The organism is Aquirufa sp. A-Brett2-15D (genome assembly GCF_054558735.1).
This window is the reverse complement of record NZ_JBSKFT010000001.1, coordinates 478,423-494,231: the sequence shown is the minus strand read 5'-3', so window position 1 is coordinate 494,231 and position 15,809 is coordinate 478,423. Positions and strand designations below refer to the sequence as shown.

Here is a 15,809-nt window from a genome sequence, read left to right as displayed (position 1 = left end):
TGGTGTATTAATTTTCTTCATCCATCATACTGCGACGTTGTTTAGCCGCTTGTTTGGTGGTTTTGAAACGGTAGTTAAAGGTCAAATTAACGGATCTTAAACGTCCTTGCGATTCACCGCGGGTAAAGAATCCTGATCCATCTCGAGGTTCTAAAAACCGTGATTCGTAGCGATTAATTCTGGAGTTAAAGATATCTAAAATACTTAAAGTTAGTGTACCATTTCCTTTAATTATGTCTTTAGAAGCGGACAAGTCCATCCAGGCCATATATCCTCGCGAACCTTGTGGTGTTAATTGCGGAGCTTCATAATTAGCTCTTATTTGGAAATCCGTGACTCCGATTTTAATGCGAGAGCTATGTCGAACAAACCAGGAATAGGTATCACTTTTAAAGGCTGCATTTATATTAGAAGCATCTGCAATGGCTCTAAAGGCGTTAACACTTAGGTCAGCCTTATAGGATTTAGTGAAATTCCAGGAGCTTGCCACTTCGATACCCATCGATTGTTGATCGGATATATTTGCTGGCAAAGTCCTTGAAAAACCTAAGCTGTCCACTGTTCGTATACGTTCAATTTTTCCAGCTGTTTGGCGATAATAAATCGAGGAACTAATACTCCCCTTATCGAAATATTTCAAGTGCCCTAAGTCAAACGAATTTGTGAATTCAGGATTCAAATTTGGATTACCGGAGAAGAAATTTCGGTTATCTGAAAGTGTGACAAAAGGTGATAAATCATTATAAGTAGGACGTCTCACCCGCCTAGAATAACTTAACTGAAAAGAATTATCGGGTGTTATGGTATAGGTAAAATGGGCACTTGGAAACAAATTGGCGTAGTTTCTTGGGTTTTTCTCTTTAGTCAACTCAAGTTCAGTTTGTATATCTGTCGTCTCCGCTCTTAGTCCAAATTGATAAGAGAATTTCTGAATTTTACTGCCAAAAATAAAGTAGGCAGCTGAGATATTTTCCTGATAATTAAACACATTTCGAAGGTTAGGCATAACTGTAAATTCCCCTGATGCTTGTTTTTCTGTTACGATATAATCGTTAATCATATCACGAAAACTTGTCCGCAGGCCCATTTCGATCTTCGCGTCTTTACCGATCGGATTTACATAATCTGCTTGCAATATCCATTGTCTTTCAAACTCGTCATTTAGGGCTTTTTGCACCTTCGATAGTTCTGAGAAAGCAGACCCGTCAGGTTTTTTCCCATTTTGGGTATATAATTGATCAGATCGTTCCCAATAGTCTAAATAGCGTAAATCAGCCGTAAATTCCTGCCCTTTTTTTGCGAAATTTTTCTTAAAAGTTAAGGCATATTCTCCATTAGGTTCCGCCTCTTTCTCATCTTGTTGTCGATACGTATCACTATACAAATTGGATAAATTCCCACGGTAGTCTAAGTAATAAAAGTCCGTTATACGTCGTACATCCGTGCGTCGGTAGATATAGGAGGCAGTTAAAATCGTTTTATCATTAAAGAAATAATCTGCCCCACCGCGCAGATTGTTAACTAAACCGTTGACATTATTTTGGGAACGTTGTTCTAAGAAATTGGTTTGTTTTCCTGTGTAGACTTCTTGGTAAATAGTATTTCGTCCCGGTGTTCTGCGATAGAATACCCCATAATTGAGAAAGAAATTGAATTTGTTCTTTCGGTAATTGACGATGGCTGTACCCCCAAAATTCTCTGGATATCCCGTCGTTGTTTCGATAGCACCATTAAAACCTTGGTTTTGGTTTTTCTTTAAAACGATATTAATGATACCCGCCATCCCTTCCGCCTCATAACGAGCGGATGGATTTGTAATGATTTCGACTTTGTCGATTAAGTTTCCTTGCAAGGATTGTAAACCCGACGAACCATTTATTCCTGCTAAAGTAGATGGTTTTCCATCGATCAAAATTCGAACATTATCGCTTCCGCGCAGTTTAATTGCTCCTTCTGGATCCACTTGTATCGAAGGTAAATTGCCCAAAATCTCAGCAGCCGTCGCCCCTTTGTTCGCTAAATCGGTCCCTACATTAAATATTCGTTTATCTAAGTTTAATTCCATGGAGGCTTTTTGGCCCTTAACTACCACCTCATTTAAGGTCTGAGTACTTTCTTTTACTGAAATCATTCCTAAATTAACGGAGGAAGTAAATGACTGATTAGCCATTTTAAGAGGCTCATAACCAATGCTTTCGATCAGTAAATCATAGACACCTGGAGCTATTTCTAAGCTAAATTTACCCTTGTCATTCCCGATTGTTCCGGTCACAAGCGTCGCACCTTTAAAGAGACGAATGCTCGAAAAAGGAACATTGACCTCCCCTTGAATTTTAACTTTATTTTGGGCAATTAAGCTGGATGAACACAATAGAATTAGTATCGGGAGGAGCCGAAAAATTTTCATATACTAGGTTTAGAATTATCTTGTAAGATAGAAAGACAATTTTATAAAGTTTATACCCTCCTGACCCGATTTATTCTTATTTTTAGATTCTCAACACCAAGCTATGAAAAAATTATTCCCTTTGATTTTACTTTTAATAGCACACATCATGCAAGCTAATCCGTATGATGCTCAAGCTAAGCGGGTGACTATTTACCGTGATGAATGGGGCATTCCGCACATTTATGGTAAATCAGATGCAGATGCAGTTTTTGGTCTTATGTATGCACAATGTGAGGATGATTTTGCGCGTGTGGAGATGAATTATATTGAAAAACTAGGCCGAATGTCAGAGGTGAAAGGTGAGAAAGAACTCGCCTATGATCTATATATAAAACTGTTAATTGATGAGACAGAGGCTAAAAACGAATACAAAACCAGTCCGCTTTGGCTTAAAAAATTATTGAATGCCTATGCGGACGGGATTAACTATTATTTACTGAAGCATCCAGAGGTAAAACCCCGTTTAATCAACCATTTCGAGCCTTGGTTTCCTCTATTATGGACTGATGGTTCCATCGGTGCCATTTCTACCGGGGACGTGACAGAACAAGAAACAGCACTATTTTACGGTTTACCTAAACAGGTAGCTAGTGCAAAATACCAAAATCCGGATGAGAAATTAACAGGCTCTAACGGCTTTGCTGTAGGTCCTTCCCTCTCTAAATCTGGCCATTCCCTTTTTTACATTAATCCCCATGTCACGTTCTATTTTAGACCGGAAGTTCATGTGGTTAGTGAAGAAGGTTTATCAGTATATGGCGCTGTTACGTGGGGGCAATTCTTTATCTATCAAGGTTTTAATCCGTATAATGGTTGGATGCATACCTCATCCGAGGTAGATGTGGCGGATGCTTACATCGAAACCACAAGAGATAATCAGGGTACGATGGAATATCAATTAGATGGGAAATGGATTCCATTTAAGACGAAATGGATCACGCTTGGTTCCAGAAAAATTAAAACCTATTATAATCATCGAGGTCCTGTTTTAGCGGCTAGAAATGGCCATTGGATTTCCGTGCGTTCGTATAATCGGGCTAGAAAGAGTTTAATGCAAAGTTGGTTGCGTACAAAGACAAGCGGTTTTGACTCCTTTAAGCAAGTTATGGAGATGCGGGCTAATACCTCGAACAATACCGTTTATGCGGATAATAAGGGAAATATAGCCTATTGGCACGGAAATTATGTGCCTCGTAGAAATGGAGCGCAAGATTGGGGTGTTCCTCAAGATGGTTTTTCTTCGAAAAACGATTGGAGAGGACTTCATCTTCTAAATGAGATTGTACATAGCTATAATCCGGCTTCAGGTTGGATTCAGAATTGTAACTCCACTCCTTTCACCGTTTCAGGTATATCAAGTCCGAAAAGAGTGGATTATCCCATTTACATGGCTCCGGATGGTGAGAATTTCAGAGATCGTAACGCAGTTCGATTGTTCTCTCAAACAGGCAAATTAGATCTTTCGGGATTGATTGAATTAGGATACGATCGTCGATTGATGGCTTTCGAAGTTTTGATTCCATCGCTATTACAAGCAATGGCAGGTGAATTGGATTTGGTAGAAGTGGCTCAAGAGTTGAAAATTTGGGATTATACTGCATCCACTTCTTCCATTGCCCAAACAATAGCCATTCGCTGGGGACAGAAAATTATGCCTAAAATACCTAAGGCCATGCAATTTGGTGGTGAAACGGATGTGGTTCAGAACATCGAAAAATATGCTGAATCTGGTTCTAAACAAGAAATGCTTCAAGCATTACGGGAGGTGATGGTGGATCTACAAAAGGATTTTGGGACCTGGCGAGTATCCTGGGGGGAATTAAATCGTTTTCAACGCGTTTCGAATGGAGATGTCTTTCAGATGGATGATGCTAAACCTAGTTTTTCCGTTCCATTTGCTTCATCTGCTTGGGGACAGCTTCCTTCTTATACCAGTCGTTCGATTCAAGGTTCGAAAAAGTGGTATGGGGTGAATGGAAATAGCTTTATTGCAGCAGTTGAATTTGGACCTAAAATTAAAGCCTATTCGCTTTTAGCAGGAGGCGAAAATGGGGATCCGTCCTCCCCTCACTTTTTTGATCAAGGAAAGAATTATTCCGAAGGTAAATTTAAAGAAGTTTATTTTTACAAAAGCGATGTAATGAAGCATGTAGTCAGTTCCTATCATCCTTAAATCTTTGTATATTTTTATCCAAAGACAAAGAGGGGAGCTTTATTTTAAGGGGCTATCCTTCTCCTTTTTCAACGTATTATAGACCATTCTGTCTAGAAATCCATTCATCCATTTGTTTAAGAATACCGTTAATTTTCCTTGGAATGTTAAAACTAAGGTCTTCTTTTTCGCTTGATAAGCATCAGCTATTCTAGTCGCCACTTCCTCTGCTGACATCATATTGCCTTCATCTCGCATACTTTCTCCGGTAATTTTTCCTTCACTATTTAAAGAGGCGGCTCTGATATTAGATGCCGTGAATCCGGGACAAGCAATTAATACATGAACACCTGTCTCTAATAATTCAGTTCTTAAGGCTTCTAGAAATCCATTCATAGCAAATTTAGAAGCGGAATAACCCGTTCTAACTGGAAGACCTCTATATCCTGCAATGGATGAAATACCGATAATTCCTCCTTTTGCGGCCTTAATATGAGGCAATGCAGCATGGGTGGCGTATACCGTCCCCCAAAAATTAATATCCATCACTTGTTTTAGCACTTGTAGATCCACTGTTTCGAACATAGATCGCATCGATATACCGGCATTATTAATCAATAAGTCGATACGGCCAAAAAGCTGTATCACAGTTGCTACCATTTCACGCGTTTGTTCTTCGGAGGCGGAATCGCAGACGATACCTTTGGCTTTAATTCCAGCTTTCCTTAATACAGTTTCAGCCTCGAGCAGATTTTGCTCGTTTCTTCCTGTAATAACAATTTGCGCACCTTTTCTTCCGTATTCAAATGCCAAAGCCTTTCCAATTCCCGATGATGCTCCCGTGATGATAACAACTTGATTGTTCATAGTTTAAAAATTATCAGACTAAGTTACAATTTTGCTCATTTAAAGCGTAATTTTGCGCATATTTTCAAGAAATGAACCAGAAAAAAGATCGGACCCCTAAGGTCATTGAACAAGTAAAAATCCTCGACTACGCGGCGGAAGCAAAGTGTATTGTGAAATTAGATGACGAAGTGATTTTCGTTCAAGGACCGGTTGCTCCTGGTGATATTGCCGATTTACGGATTTTAAAGTCGAAGAAAAAATTCAAGCAAGCACAAGCCATCAACATTCAAGCCCTATCTCCAGACCGTACGGAGGTAAAATGCTCCCATTTTGGTATTTGTGGTGGTTGCAAGTGGCAACACGTTTCTTATGAGGCCCAAATGGCTTTCAAAGCACGTCAGGTAAAAGATAATTTGACTCGTATCGCGAAAGTGAAACTTCCAGAATTTCAGCCGATTCTCGGTTCGGAAGAGACCTATTATTACCGAAATAAATTAGAATTCACGTTTTCTTGTGCGCGATGGCTCACAGAAGATGAAATTGGTAAAGAAGATTTGGGGTCGATGAATGCACTTGGATTCCATGTTCCTGGCCGCTTTGATAAAATTTTACCCGTAGACCATTGTTATTTACAACCGGATCCGTCGAATGCAATTCGCAACGGAGTTCGTGATTTTTCGGTCTTAAATGGTATCTCCTATTATGAATTAAAAAACCAAAAAGAAGGTGCTTTACGTAATTTAATTATTCGTAATACGGTAACCGACGAATGGATGGTGACGGTTCAGTTTGCCTATGCGACGGAGGATGAAATCAAATTGATCATGGAGTATTTGAAATTAACATTCCCGATGATTACCTCTTTAAATTATGTGGTAAACCAAAAAGGAAACGACACCTTCCACGATTTAGAAGTTATATGTTATCACGGAAAAACCTTTATGGTGGAAACTATGGAGGATTTAAAGTTTCAAATAGGACCTAAATCTTTCTTCCAAACAAACGCTAAACAAGCACTCAAATTATATCAATTAGTACGCAAATACGCTGATTTACAGGGTAATGAAGTGGTTTACGATCTTTATACGGGTACCGGAACTATAGGTTTATTTCTAGCGAAGTATGCATCTAAAGTTGTGGGACTCGAATACGTCGAAATGGCTGTAGAAGATGCCCGTATTAATGCTGAATTAAATGGCATTAAGAATGCCACCTTCTTTGCAGGCGACATGAAAAAAGTCTTAACGGAGGAATTCATAGCCATTCACGGCAAACCTGATGTAATTATTACGGATCCTCCGCGCGCCGGTATGGAGGAAGATGTAGTAGTTCAAATTTTGAAAGTTTTGCCTAAAACCATTGTCTACGTAAGTTGCAATCCGGCCACACAAGCTCGTGATCTAGCCTTATTAGATGTGTCTTATGAAGTAGACGTTGTTCATCCAGTGGACATGTTCCCGCAGACGCATCATGTGGAGAATATTGTCAGGTTGAAATTAAGAGCATAATTTAATTCATTAAGCGATTCTGAAATTGTGCTACGCATTTACTAAAAGCACAAATTTACTTAAAGCACAAAGAATAGAGCATAAAGCATAAATATAGAAGCAAAAAGGGCGATATATCGCCCTTTTTGTATTTCAGAAATGTATCGCCGAAGGCGAATCCAACTTTGAACTTTGAACTTTGAACTTTGTGCTTTGAACTTTGAGCTTTGAGCTTTAAGTTTTAAAAATTGCTTTAGCAATTTTTAAAACGGAGTGTTTAAAGGATCATAATCCTCTGGTGGTAAATTCATCTTACTTCCTTTGAAAACATTATCATTTCCTGATTCGAAAGCAGAGGTTTGGTCACCTAAAGCACTCAGGTCAAAATTACCTCCTTCTTTGTTGTTTGAGAATGGTTGGAAATCTAAGTCACAATACTTCGTGAACTTACCGATGAATTTCAGCCAAACATTCTCGAGTGAGCCTGAACGGTTTTTAGCCATAATAATCTCCCCCATTCCTGTGATGGAGTTTCCTTGATCATCTGCCGTTATTCCATAATATTCTGGACGGTAGATGAACATAACCTGATCGGCATCTTGCTCGATCGCACCTGATTCACGAAGGTCAGATAATTGCGGCTTTTTATTGCCACCACGGGTCTCCGTAGAACGATTTAATTGAGAAAGAGCAATTACTGGAACATCGAGTTCTTTAGCTAATTGCTTTAATGCACGGGATATTTGAGCAATTTCTTGTTCCCGGTTACCACTAGCCCCTTTACCTGAGCTATCCCCAGTCATAAGCTGTAAGTAATCGATAACGACAAGGTCTATGCCTTTTTGGGCTTTTAAACGACGACACTTTGCTCTTAATTCTAGGATAGATAAGGCAGGAGTATCATCGATAAACATATTTGCCTCAAATAATTTATTAATCTTCGTGTGTAATTGTTGCCATTCATGTGGCTCTAATTTACCTCTACGGATTTTATCTGCTTCGATCTCTGCCTCAGCTGAGATTATACGATTCACTAATTGAACGGCACTCATTTCTAGTGAAAATAAGGCAACTGAATGTCCAAAATCAACCGCAGCATTTCGGCATGCCGAAACTACAAAGGCCGTTTTACCCATACCAGGACGTGCGGCGATAATGATTAATTCTTGTCTTTGCCAGCCAGACGTTAGGCGATCTAGGTCGGTAAATCCTGATGGAATACCTGTTAAGCCACTTTTTTGTAATTGTTTCTTTTCTAATTCATCCACTGCCTTTTTCAAAATATCCGACATACTCTCGTAGTTCTTGCGGATATTGGATTCAGCTATGGTGAAAAGTTCTTGCTCCATCTTATCTAATAAATGAAAAACATCAGATGTATCTTCGTAGGATAAGCGTTGGATTTCAGAGGATATTTGGATGAGCTGGCGCTTCAAATACTGTTCAATGATGATTCTAGCATGGAATTCAACGTTAGAAGTGGAACTTACACGCGAGGTTAATTGAGCTAGATAGCTCGTTCCGCCTGCCTTTTCTAAATTGCCATTTTGCTTCAGATAATTGTTAACCGTTAATAAATCAACTGGTTGTGACGCTTGGAATAAACCTTGTATTGCCTCGAATATTAACTGGTGACCTTCTTTATAAAAGGTAGCCGGTTTTAGTATCTCGATGACATTAGCTAAAGGCTCTTTCTCTAACATTAAGGCACCTATTAAGGCTTCCTCTAGGTCTACAGCTTGTGGAGGTAATTTTCCTAAACCCAAATCGCTCAAACGAGTGGGACCTGTTTGTGTACGAATACCAGCAGACTGATTTCCTTTTTTATAAATGGATGAGGGGGTGTTAGATTCCATACCACAATTTTACGTTAAATTTTCAAAATTTTATTATAAAGGAAGATATAAAATTTCAAGAATTTCCTATTTTTACTTCTGTACGATTTAAACCCATTTTTACTTGTTAGAAAAAATAATTTCCCTCTCAGAGGTCTCTTTAATTGACTTTTTAGGCGTTGCTAACGCAAATATCAATTTATTGATTCACGCTTTTCCACAATCAAAAATCATTGCTAGAGGCGAGCAATTAACCGTCCGGGGATCGAATGATCAAATTGCCTTAGTGGAAGCTATTGTGAATTCTTGTGTGGCTCATTTGGACAAACATCATACGCTTGCTGAAAAACATATGCAGGCCTATATTGATGCCGTTCTGAACCCCACAGGTGAAGAATCGGAACAACCCTGGGTGGAGGATAAAGACGTGCTTCTTTTTGGCAATAAAGGAATCGTTATTAAGGCCAAAACTCCTAATCAACGTAAACTGGTCGAATCTGCATCCACGAATGACATTGTTTTTGCCATAGGGCCCGCAGGTACGGGTAAAACCTATACGGCAGTTGCCCTTGCGGTGAAGGCACTGAAGAATAAAGAAGTTAAAAAAATTATCATTACACGTCCTGCAGTAGAAGCCGGTGAAAACTTGGGTTTCTTGCCTGGGGATTTGAAAGAAAAAATTGATCCCTATTTGCGCCCTATCTATGACGCGTTGGATGATATGATTCCGCCCGATAAATTAAAGTTCTATTTAGAAAATAGAACGATTGAAATTGCGCCTTTGGCCTATATGCGTGGTCGAACTCTAAATAAAGCATTTATTCTGTTAGATGAAGCCCAAAACACTACTTCAATGCAAATGAAGATGTTTTTGACTCGTATGGGTATTCAGTCTAAGACGATCATTACAGGTGATAAATCACAAGTTGATTTGCCTAAACATCAAACCTCAGGCCTGGGTGAAGCGGAACGTATACTTACAGGCATTAGCGGAATTTCTTTTGTTGAATTAGATGGATCCGATGTGGTGCGTCACCGTTTAGTGCGTAAAATCATTGAAGCCTATGGAAAGCAAGACAAATAGGGTCATTCAAGCCATTTCTCCAGAAGAAATCGATCAGGTTTTTGAGATTCGTACCGAAGTTTTTGTCAAGGAGCAAAAATGCCTTCCCTCAGAAGAATTTGATGAATTAGATGCGGTGGCTAAACATTATTTATTGTTTGAGGGTGATATTCCAGTGGCTACTGGTCGGTATAGAAAAACGGATAAAGGGGTTAAAGTAGAACGTATTGCTACTTTAGAATCAGCTAGAGGCAAAGGATATGCTTCTATTGTGGTTAATCACCTTATGGCCGAAGCATCTGTGGCCTATCCAGATTGCTCTTATTTTTATTTACATGCACAAGTGAGCGTCATGCCACTTTATTCGTCTTTGGGCTTTCAGGCTTATGGTGAAACGTTTATAGAGGCTGATATTGTGCATCAAGCGATGGGGTTATCAGTCGCTAGTCACTAGTCGTCAGTCGCTAGTCTCTATTCTCTCGTTGCTAGTTATGTTCAAACAATTTATAAAATAAAAAAGCCAGAACTAAGTCCCGGCTTTTAAAATTATTTATTTGACTAGCGACTGACGACTAGCGACTAAAATGGTAAATCATCTCCACTCTCAGCTGCTAATGGAGGAAACTGATATCCACCTGCTGCTGGCGTAGGCTCTACTCCTGCTGGAATTGATCCTGTGCGATCTAAACGATAAGCACGAATCTCTGTATACCAACGGTCGTTGTATTCTCTTGATTCTACGTTGAATTGAACTTTCACGATTTCACCCTCTTGAACTGGAGTTAAATCTTGTGTTTTATCTCCCCAAACAGACATACATACCTTCTTAGGGTATTGATCTTGTGTTTCGAGTACAAATTCTTGTTTGATCCAATTAGTGCCGTTTTTACCTGTTCCTGTAACTTCAGGTAATTTCTTGATTAATTTACCGCTTATTTCTAAAGCCATTTTGCGTAATATTTTTGAGTTCTGTAATTCTTGGCAAGTAAGTAAATAATTGGTAATTTTGCTAACCGTTTTTGGCGATGTGGTGAAATTGGTAGACACGCTACCTTGAGGTGGTAGTGCCCCTTAGGTTTGGGAGTTCGAATCTCCCCATCGTCACTAAATTTTTTGTTTAATCTGTAAATCATGTTGAAGATGAAACCTTACAGTGTATTGCTTTATTATAACTATACTCCTATCCAAGATCCGGAGGAGTACCGGGTAAAACATCACCTTTTTTGTATTGAAAACAACCTTTTGGGAAGAATTATTGTCGCTGCAGAGGGTTTGAATGGAACGGTTTCGGGGCTAAAAGCAGATTGCTTCGCCTATATGAACTGGTTAGAGAATGATCCTATTTTCGCTGGGACTGACTTCGATTTCAAAATCGAGGAAAATGAGGCTCACACGTTCAATAAATTGCATGTTCGGGTTAAAGATGAAATCGTTCACTCTGATTTAGGGGTGGATCCGCGGGTAAGAACGGGTAAGCATTTAAAGCCAAAAGAATTCAAGCAATTATTAAAAAATGATCCTGATGTTGTTTTAGTCGATATGCGATCGAACTATGAACACGAATTAGGTCGTTTTAAAGGTGCTTATACTTTTGACATGGAGAATCTGCGTGATTTACCAGATCATGTGCAAGAGATTGAGCATCTAAAAAATAAAAAGGTTATTACGTATTGCACTGGCGGTATTAAGTGTGAAAAAGCATCTGCTTATTTGATCGAAAAAGGATTTACAGACGTCTACCAGTTGCACGGTGGCATCATTAAATATGGTTTAGAGGAAGGCGGTGAAGATTTTGATGGTTCTTGTTATGTTTTCGATAACCGCGTGGCTACGGCTGTTAATTCAGTAAATCCGGAAGTGGTTTCTACCTGTTATGTTTGCCAAACAAAATCAGATCACATGGTCAATTGCGCCAATCCAGAATGCAATGAGCATTTAGCGATTTGTCCTGCCTGCTTACAAGAAATGGAAGGGGCCTGTTCTCCGGAATGTAAAGAACACCCGCGGAAACGTCCGTTTAATGAGAAAGGTTATTATTCTAGAAACTCGGTGGGTTACTCGCCGGAATTGGGATTTAAATCTTTTAAACGTACTGAAAAGATCGAAAAACAAAAAAAGGCTCAATCTTGAGCCTTTTTCTTTTTGTTTAAATTCTCCTGAACTCTAAATAGAGTGATCTCTTTTATGAGCTCTAAAGGCATAGGTGTATGATATGGGAACTTAATCGCACCTTTCGATCCCTCATAGGGGGCTAATTCTTGTACGAAATTCTTGATTCCACTCGGAGTCGGATAAAAGCCTAAATGGTTATTCCAGGCAGCAAAATGTATCAGATTTCCATTTAATTTATAGGTAGGCATACCATAAGACATCGTTTCTTCCGTTCCCTCAGGCACGACAGAACGAATAGCGTCCCTGACTTCAATTAAGATTTTTTGTGTCGTCTCCGGAAAGGTTTTGATATAATCATCCATAAAAATTAGGCTAATTTTCGGTGTCTAAAAAATAAAAATAAAGGGAATGCAAAGGCAAATCCTATTAAAACGGTAGCCATTAAATACAGGTAAAGGTATTTGATTTTGATTCGGATTCCCTCTAAAAGTATAAAAAGTGTGCCAGCTATGGCGCCAGTCAAAAAGTCACAACTTATACTTTTTGCATAAGGGTTTGCTGTCCAGGTACTTTGGACAAATTCAATTACATTAAATGTTCCATTATGTAACATCATTCCTTCATACACAAAGTAAAAGGTGAATCCGCCCCCTACTATAGAAAGGATTAAATAGAGATAGTGTGCATTTTTCATAAAATAGACTTTATAGTGATTTTTTTGCTTCTCATTTCGACGCTCTCCCCTATTTTCTTACCCTTTAATATGGATCCCAAAGGCGATTCCACGGAAATCGCATACACCTCATCTAATTTGCCAAAACCAATCGAGATATAATAAATTCCTTGATCGGTTTCCACTAAACTCCCTTCGCATACTACCTGAGCCGGTTCAGTAGCTAGGTGATTTAATTTTTTTAACGAGTTTTGTGTTGAATCGATAAGGGCACTTATTTTATCCATCTCCCGCTGCATCATTTCGCGCCCCGTTTCAAACTTATCCCCCGCGCTGCTTTTTGTATCGGAATCGCGGGATTCTTTGGCCAAAATATACTCTCTTCGAGCTTCCTCTACTGATTTTTCGAGAATGGAGCAAAGAGTTGAGTGTATTTCGGACTTGATGCTTTTCATTTTGATACTTTCAAGGAAGACTAATTACATTGGAAAATTATCAATAAATTTGCGCATGACCTATTTCTCCCCCACTGACTTACTTATTAATCCGGATGGAAGTTCGTATCATTTGAACTTGCGTCCTGACCAAATTCCTGATACGCTTATTCTGGTAGGCGATCCTGAGCGCGTTCCTTTGGTAGCTCAATTTTTCGATGAGATTACTGAAATGGTACATAAGCGGGAGTTTGTGACTCATTTAGGCATTTTGAAGGGTAAGAAAATTGGAGTTTTATCAAGTGGTATTGGGGCGGATAATGTGGAGATTGTGATGAATGAATTAGATGCTTTGGTAAACATCGATTTTGAAACACGATTGGAGAAATCAGAAAAAAGATCTTTAAAGCTTATCAGAATAGGTACTTCTGGAAGTATTCAAGCGCACATTCCGGTGGATTCTATTTTAATTTCTAAGGCTGCCATTGGATTTGATAATTTAGCTCAGTTTTATGGCTTTGATTCAGCTCAGTCGATACCGGAGGATGTCCTGGCGCAATGGACAAAAGCTATCGATTATCCTTTTCCACTTTATGCAGCGAAAGCAAGTGCTACTTTATTAGCACAATTTGCTTTATTAGATGCGTTCCAGGGTGTAACCTTAACTGCACCAGGTTTTTATGCACCTCAAGGTAGAACGATTCGAATGAAATCGCTGAGGCCTGATTTTCTACAAAAAGTAGCCGCGGCAAATTTTGGGGACCAAGAAATAACGAATATTGAGATGGAAACAGCAGCCTATTATGCTTTTGCTGGTGCAATGGGGCATGAAATGATTTCTTTGAATGCTATTTTAGCGAATCGCATTACGCAAGAATTTTCGAAAAATCCGGAAGGACAAATTATGTCCTTGATTGAAAAAGCTATAGGTATAATCGCATCACATAATCGTCCATAACATAGCCATTTCCTATGTCTAAGACCATTTCGTGTTCCACTATAAATCCTTTCTTTAGGTAAAACTCAACAGCTGAATTCAATTTATTTACATTTAAATAGATCGATGTAAGGCCTAACGAGCGCGCCTGCAAGCTGATTTGATCAATCATGAAAGATCCGGCTCCTTTTTGTTTTATAGATGGACGCAAATAGAGTTTATGTAATTTTCCATCTGTTTCAGAAGTAATTTCAAAAGCACAATATCCTATCGTAAAACCATCCTCTTCTAACATAGAAAACAAGTCGATTTGCGGTTTAATCACCTCATTAGCATACATCATCGGAATCATGTACAAGGTCTGCTCTTCTGTCAAAATATGCCCATAAGTAGGTCTCCATGCTTCCTCTGCAATTTCTTGTATGGTAGGTATATCTTCGAGTCTCGCTTTGCGTAAAATCATCCTCAAAATTTGTAAATTGCATTCAAAATAGCAAAAATGAAGCCACTTATTCTCATCGCAAACGATGATTCTATCTATTCCAAAGGCATTCGTGTCCTCACTGAGATTATGTCTGAACTAGGCGAGGTCGTGGTGGTGGCTCCAGATACCCATCAATCCGGAATGGGACATGCCATTACCTTAGGAGAACCACTTCGCGTGGTGAAAACGAATGATTTTGGCGATCAGGTACAATCTTATAAATGTTCAGGAACTCCTGCGGATTGTGTGAAGATAGGAAAGCACCAGATTTTAAAAGATAGAAAAATTGATTTAGTCGTTTCTGGAATTAACCACGGCTCTAACGCGTCTATCGCTGTTTTATATTCAGGAACGATGTCTGCGGCTATCGAAGCTGCGATGGAAGGTATTCCTGCCATCGGGTTCTCCCTTTGTGATTTTGCCTCAGATGCGAACTTTTCTCATTGCCACGATTATATTATCAAAATTTGCCAACAAGTTTTAGTTCATGGTCTGCCTAAAGGTTTGACTTTGAATGTCAATTTCCCAGCCTTTTCTTCTATGCCATTGCAAGGAGTGAAAGTGGTAAAGCAGGCGAATGCCATCTTTAGAGAACGTTTTGAAGAGCGTAAAGATCCCTATGGAAAACCGTATTATTGGATGGATGGGGACTTATTTAATGAGGATTTGAATAACAATACGGATTTAGATGCTTTAGCTGAAAATTATGTCAGTATTGTGCCTATTAAGTATGATTTGACGGATTACGACGAACTAAAAGAGATGCAAAGCTGGGATCTTTAGAAGACTTAGAACGCTGAGAGCATCCGTAATTTCTCCATTTTGCGCCATTTCTAAAGCTTCTTTTAAAGGTAGTTTCCGTATTTTTAATTGTTCCGTCTCTTCTGGGCAGGCTTGATGCTGACTTAGGTTTTGGGCTAAATATATCACCGCCTTTTCATCACTCACCGAATTAGAAAGGTAAACCTCCCCTAATTCTTTCCACTCTAAAGCGACTAAACCAGTTTCTTCTAAAAGTTCGCGTTTAGCGGCCTCTAAAATGGATTCTCCTGATTCGATCGAGCAACCTCCTTCTGGCACTTCCCAGGAATAGGTATTTAAAGTATAGCGGAATTGACCTACTAAATAGGTGAAGCCCTCTGAGTCGACTGCTATAATGGCTACAGCGGTATTTTTAAAATGTACTTTTCCGTAAATACCTGGATTACCGGCGGGATTCAGTACTTCATGATGTTCTACCCGAATCCAAGCATTCTCATAGGCCGTCTCCTCGCTGATTGTTTTCCAGGGATTGTTTTCCTTTTCCATCCGGTAAAAATACTATCTTTGTGCTG

At 39.2% G+C, this 15,809-nt stretch carries 16 protein-coding genes and 1 tRNA gene; 8 read left to right on the top strand and 9 right to left on the bottom strand.

Annotated elements, in window-relative coordinates; all coding sequences use genetic code 11:
• Positions 1-7 precede the first annotated feature (7 nt).
• A complete protein-coding gene (locus ACST14_RS02250) occupies positions 8-2,407 on the bottom strand; it encodes a TonB-dependent receptor (protein ID WP_459460136.1) in 2,400 nt (799 codons plus the stop codon).
• A 103-nt stretch (positions 2,408-2,510) separates the two neighbouring features.
• Between ACST14_RS02250 and ACST14_RS02245 the strand changes: the two genes are divergently transcribed.
• A complete protein-coding gene (locus tag ACST14_RS02245; protein WP_459460134.1) occupies positions 2,511-4,622 on the top strand; it encodes a penicillin acylase family protein in 2,112 nt (703 codons plus the stop codon).
• Positions 4,623-4,661: 39 nt separating this feature from the next.
• On the opposite strand, the gene ACST14_RS02240 is transcribed toward ACST14_RS02245, so the two are convergent.
• Positions 4,662-5,468 (bottom strand): SDR family oxidoreductase, encoded by an 807-nt coding sequence (locus ACST14_RS02240; RefSeq protein WP_459460132.1) that lies wholly within the window; start codon positions 5,466-5,468, stop codon positions 4,662-4,664.
• Positions 5,469-5,539: 71 nt separating this feature from the next.
• On the opposite strand from ACST14_RS02240, the gene rlmD reads away from it, so the two are divergent.
• Positions 5,540-6,958 (top strand): 23S rRNA (uracil(1939)-C(5))-methyltransferase RlmD, encoded by a 1,419-nt coding sequence (rlmD, locus tag ACST14_RS02235; RefSeq protein WP_459460130.1) that lies wholly within the window; start codon positions 5,540-5,542, stop codon positions 6,956-6,958.
• Between the two features lie 242 nt (positions 6,959-7,200).
• Here rlmD and dnaB read toward each other — a convergent pair whose 3' ends face one another.
• Positions 7,201-8,793 carry a replicative DNA helicase gene (gene dnaB / locus ACST14_RS02230; RefSeq protein ID WP_459460128.1) on the bottom strand — a complete coding sequence of 531 codons (1,593 nt, stop codon included), beginning with the start codon at positions 8,791-8,793 and terminating at the stop codon, positions 7,201-7,203.
• A gap of 103 nt (positions 8,794-8,896) precedes the next feature.
• On the opposite strand from dnaB, the gene ACST14_RS02225 reads away from it, so the two are divergent.
• Positions 8,897-9,856, top strand: coding sequence for a PhoH family protein (locus ACST14_RS02225; RefSeq protein WP_459460126.1), 960 nt, complete (start codon positions 8,897-8,899; stop codon positions 9,854-9,856).
• Positions 9,837-10,289, top strand: a complete 453-nt coding sequence (locus tag ACST14_RS02220; protein WP_459460124.1) for a GNAT family N-acetyltransferase — start codon at positions 9,837-9,839, stop codon at positions 10,287-10,289. The genes ACST14_RS02225 and ACST14_RS02220 overlap by 20 nt, the downstream gene beginning before the upstream one ends.
• Positions 10,290-10,414: 125 nt before the next feature.
• On the opposite strand, the gene ACST14_RS02215 is transcribed toward ACST14_RS02220, so the two are convergent.
• The gene (locus tag ACST14_RS02215) at positions 10,415-10,783 is read right to left on the bottom strand and encodes a DUF3127 domain-containing protein (protein ID WP_459460122.1); all 369 of its coding nucleotides are present in this window, start codon (positions 10,781-10,783) and stop codon (positions 10,415-10,417) included.
• 73 nt (positions 10,784-10,856) lie between these two features.
• Here ACST14_RS02215 and ACST14_RS02210 point away from each other — a divergent pair.
• Positions 10,857-10,939, top strand: a tRNA-Leu gene (locus tag ACST14_RS02210).
• Positions 10,940-10,975: 36 nt separating this feature from the next.
• Positions 10,976-11,965, top strand: coding sequence for an oxygen-dependent tRNA uridine(34) hydroxylase TrhO (gene trhO, locus ACST14_RS02205; protein WP_459460120.1), 990 nt, complete (start codon positions 10,976-10,978; stop codon positions 11,963-11,965).
• Here the strand turns inward: trhO and ACST14_RS02200 are convergent.
• The 3 genes from ACST14_RS02200 to ACST14_RS02190 are packed head-to-tail and all read right to left on the bottom strand — an operon-like array spanning position 11,956 to position 13,075.
• Complete coding sequence (locus ACST14_RS02200) at positions 11,956-12,309, bottom strand: iron chaperone (RefSeq protein WP_459460118.1); 354 nt, start codon at positions 12,307-12,309, stop codon at positions 11,956-11,958. The genes trhO and ACST14_RS02200 overlap by 10 nt on opposite strands.
• A 5-nt stretch (positions 12,310-12,314) precedes the next feature.
• Positions 12,315-12,641, bottom strand: coding sequence for a DUF2834 domain-containing protein (locus ACST14_RS02195; RefSeq protein WP_459460116.1), 327 nt, complete (start codon positions 12,639-12,641; stop codon positions 12,315-12,317).
• Positions 12,638-13,075 carry a hypothetical protein gene (locus ACST14_RS02190; RefSeq protein ID WP_459460114.1) on the bottom strand — a complete coding sequence of 146 codons (438 nt, stop codon included), beginning with the start codon at positions 13,073-13,075 and terminating at the stop codon, positions 12,638-12,640. The genes ACST14_RS02195 and ACST14_RS02190 overlap by 4 nt, the downstream gene beginning before the upstream one ends.
• Before the next feature lie 55 nt (positions 13,076-13,130).
• Between ACST14_RS02190 and ACST14_RS02185 the strand changes: the two genes are divergently transcribed.
• Positions 13,131-14,012, top strand: coding sequence for a nucleoside phosphorylase (locus tag ACST14_RS02185; RefSeq protein ID WP_459460112.1), 882 nt, complete (start codon positions 13,131-13,133; stop codon positions 14,010-14,012).
• On the opposite strand, the gene ACST14_RS02180 is transcribed toward ACST14_RS02185, so the two are convergent.
• On the bottom strand, positions 13,978-14,454 hold the full coding sequence (locus tag ACST14_RS02180; RefSeq protein ID WP_459460110.1) for a GNAT family N-acetyltransferase: 477 nt from the start codon (positions 14,452-14,454) through the stop codon (positions 13,978-13,980). The two genes, ACST14_RS02185 and ACST14_RS02180, sit on opposite strands and share 35 nt — an antisense overlap.
• Before the next feature lie 36 nt (positions 14,455-14,490).
• Here ACST14_RS02180 and surE point away from each other — a divergent pair, with 36 nt between their 5' ends.
• Entirely contained in the window at positions 14,491-15,258 is a 768-nt protein-coding gene (gene surE, locus ACST14_RS02175; RefSeq protein ID WP_459460108.1) for a 5'/3'-nucleotidase SurE, read from the top strand.
• On the opposite strand, the gene ACST14_RS02170 is transcribed toward surE, so the two are convergent.
• On the bottom strand, positions 15,229-15,783 hold the full coding sequence (locus ACST14_RS02170) for an NUDIX domain-containing protein (RefSeq protein WP_459460106.1): 555 nt from the start codon (positions 15,781-15,783) through the stop codon (positions 15,229-15,231). The two genes, surE and ACST14_RS02170, sit on opposite strands and share 30 nt — an antisense overlap.
• Positions 15,784-15,809 lie beyond the last annotated feature (26 nt).

Bases quoted from the DNA above. Each gene is read 5' to 3' on its own strand.
- surE (WP_459460108.1), top strand. From the start codon at position 14,491: ATGAAGCCACTTATTCTCATCGCAAACGATGATTCTATCTATTCCAAA.
- ACST14_RS02190 (WP_459460114.1), bottom strand. From the start codon at position 13,075: ATGAAAAGCATCAAGTCCGAAATACACTCAACTCTTTGCTCCATTCTC.
- ACST14_RS02170 (WP_459460106.1), bottom strand. From the start codon at position 15,783: ATGGAAAAGGAAAACAATCCCTGGAAAACAATCAGCGAGGAGACGGCC.
- ACST14_RS02185 (WP_459460112.1), top strand. From the start codon at position 13,131: ATGACCTATTTCTCCCCCACTGACTTACTTATTAATCCGGATGGAAGT.
- ACST14_RS02240 (WP_459460132.1), bottom strand. From the start codon at position 5,468: ATGAACAATCAAGTTGTTATCATCACGGGAGCATCATCGGGAATTGGA.
- ACST14_RS02195 (WP_459460116.1), bottom strand. From the start codon at position 12,641: ATGAAAAATGCACACTATCTCTATTTAATCCTTTCTATAGTAGGGGGC.
- ACST14_RS02180 (WP_459460110.1), bottom strand. From the start codon at position 14,454: ATGATTTTACGCAAAGCGAGACTCGAAGATATACCTACCATACAAGAA.
- ACST14_RS02215 (WP_459460122.1), bottom strand. From the start codon at position 10,783: ATGGCTTTAGAAATAAGCGGTAAATTAATCAAGAAATTACCTGAAGTT.
- rlmD (WP_459460130.1), top strand. From the start codon at position 5,540: ATGAACCAGAAAAAAGATCGGACCCCTAAGGTCATTGAACAAGTAAAA.
- dnaB (WP_459460128.1), bottom strand. From the start codon at position 8,793: ATGGAATCTAACACCCCCTCATCCATTTATAAAAAAGGAAATCAGTCT.
- ACST14_RS02250 (WP_459460136.1), bottom strand. From the start codon at position 2,407: ATGAAAATTTTTCGGCTCCTCCCGATACTAATTCTATTGTGTTCATCC.
- ACST14_RS02220 (WP_459460124.1), top strand. From the start codon at position 9,837: ATGGAAAGCAAGACAAATAGGGTCATTCAAGCCATTTCTCCAGAAGAA.
- ACST14_RS02245 (WP_459460134.1), top strand. From the start codon at position 2,511: ATGAAAAAATTATTCCCTTTGATTTTACTTTTAATAGCACACATCATG.
- trhO (WP_459460120.1), top strand. From the start codon at position 10,976: ATGAAACCTTACAGTGTATTGCTTTATTATAACTATACTCCTATCCAA.
- ACST14_RS02200 (WP_459460118.1), bottom strand. From the start codon at position 12,309: ATGGATGATTATATCAAAACCTTTCCGGAGACGACACAAAAAATCTTA.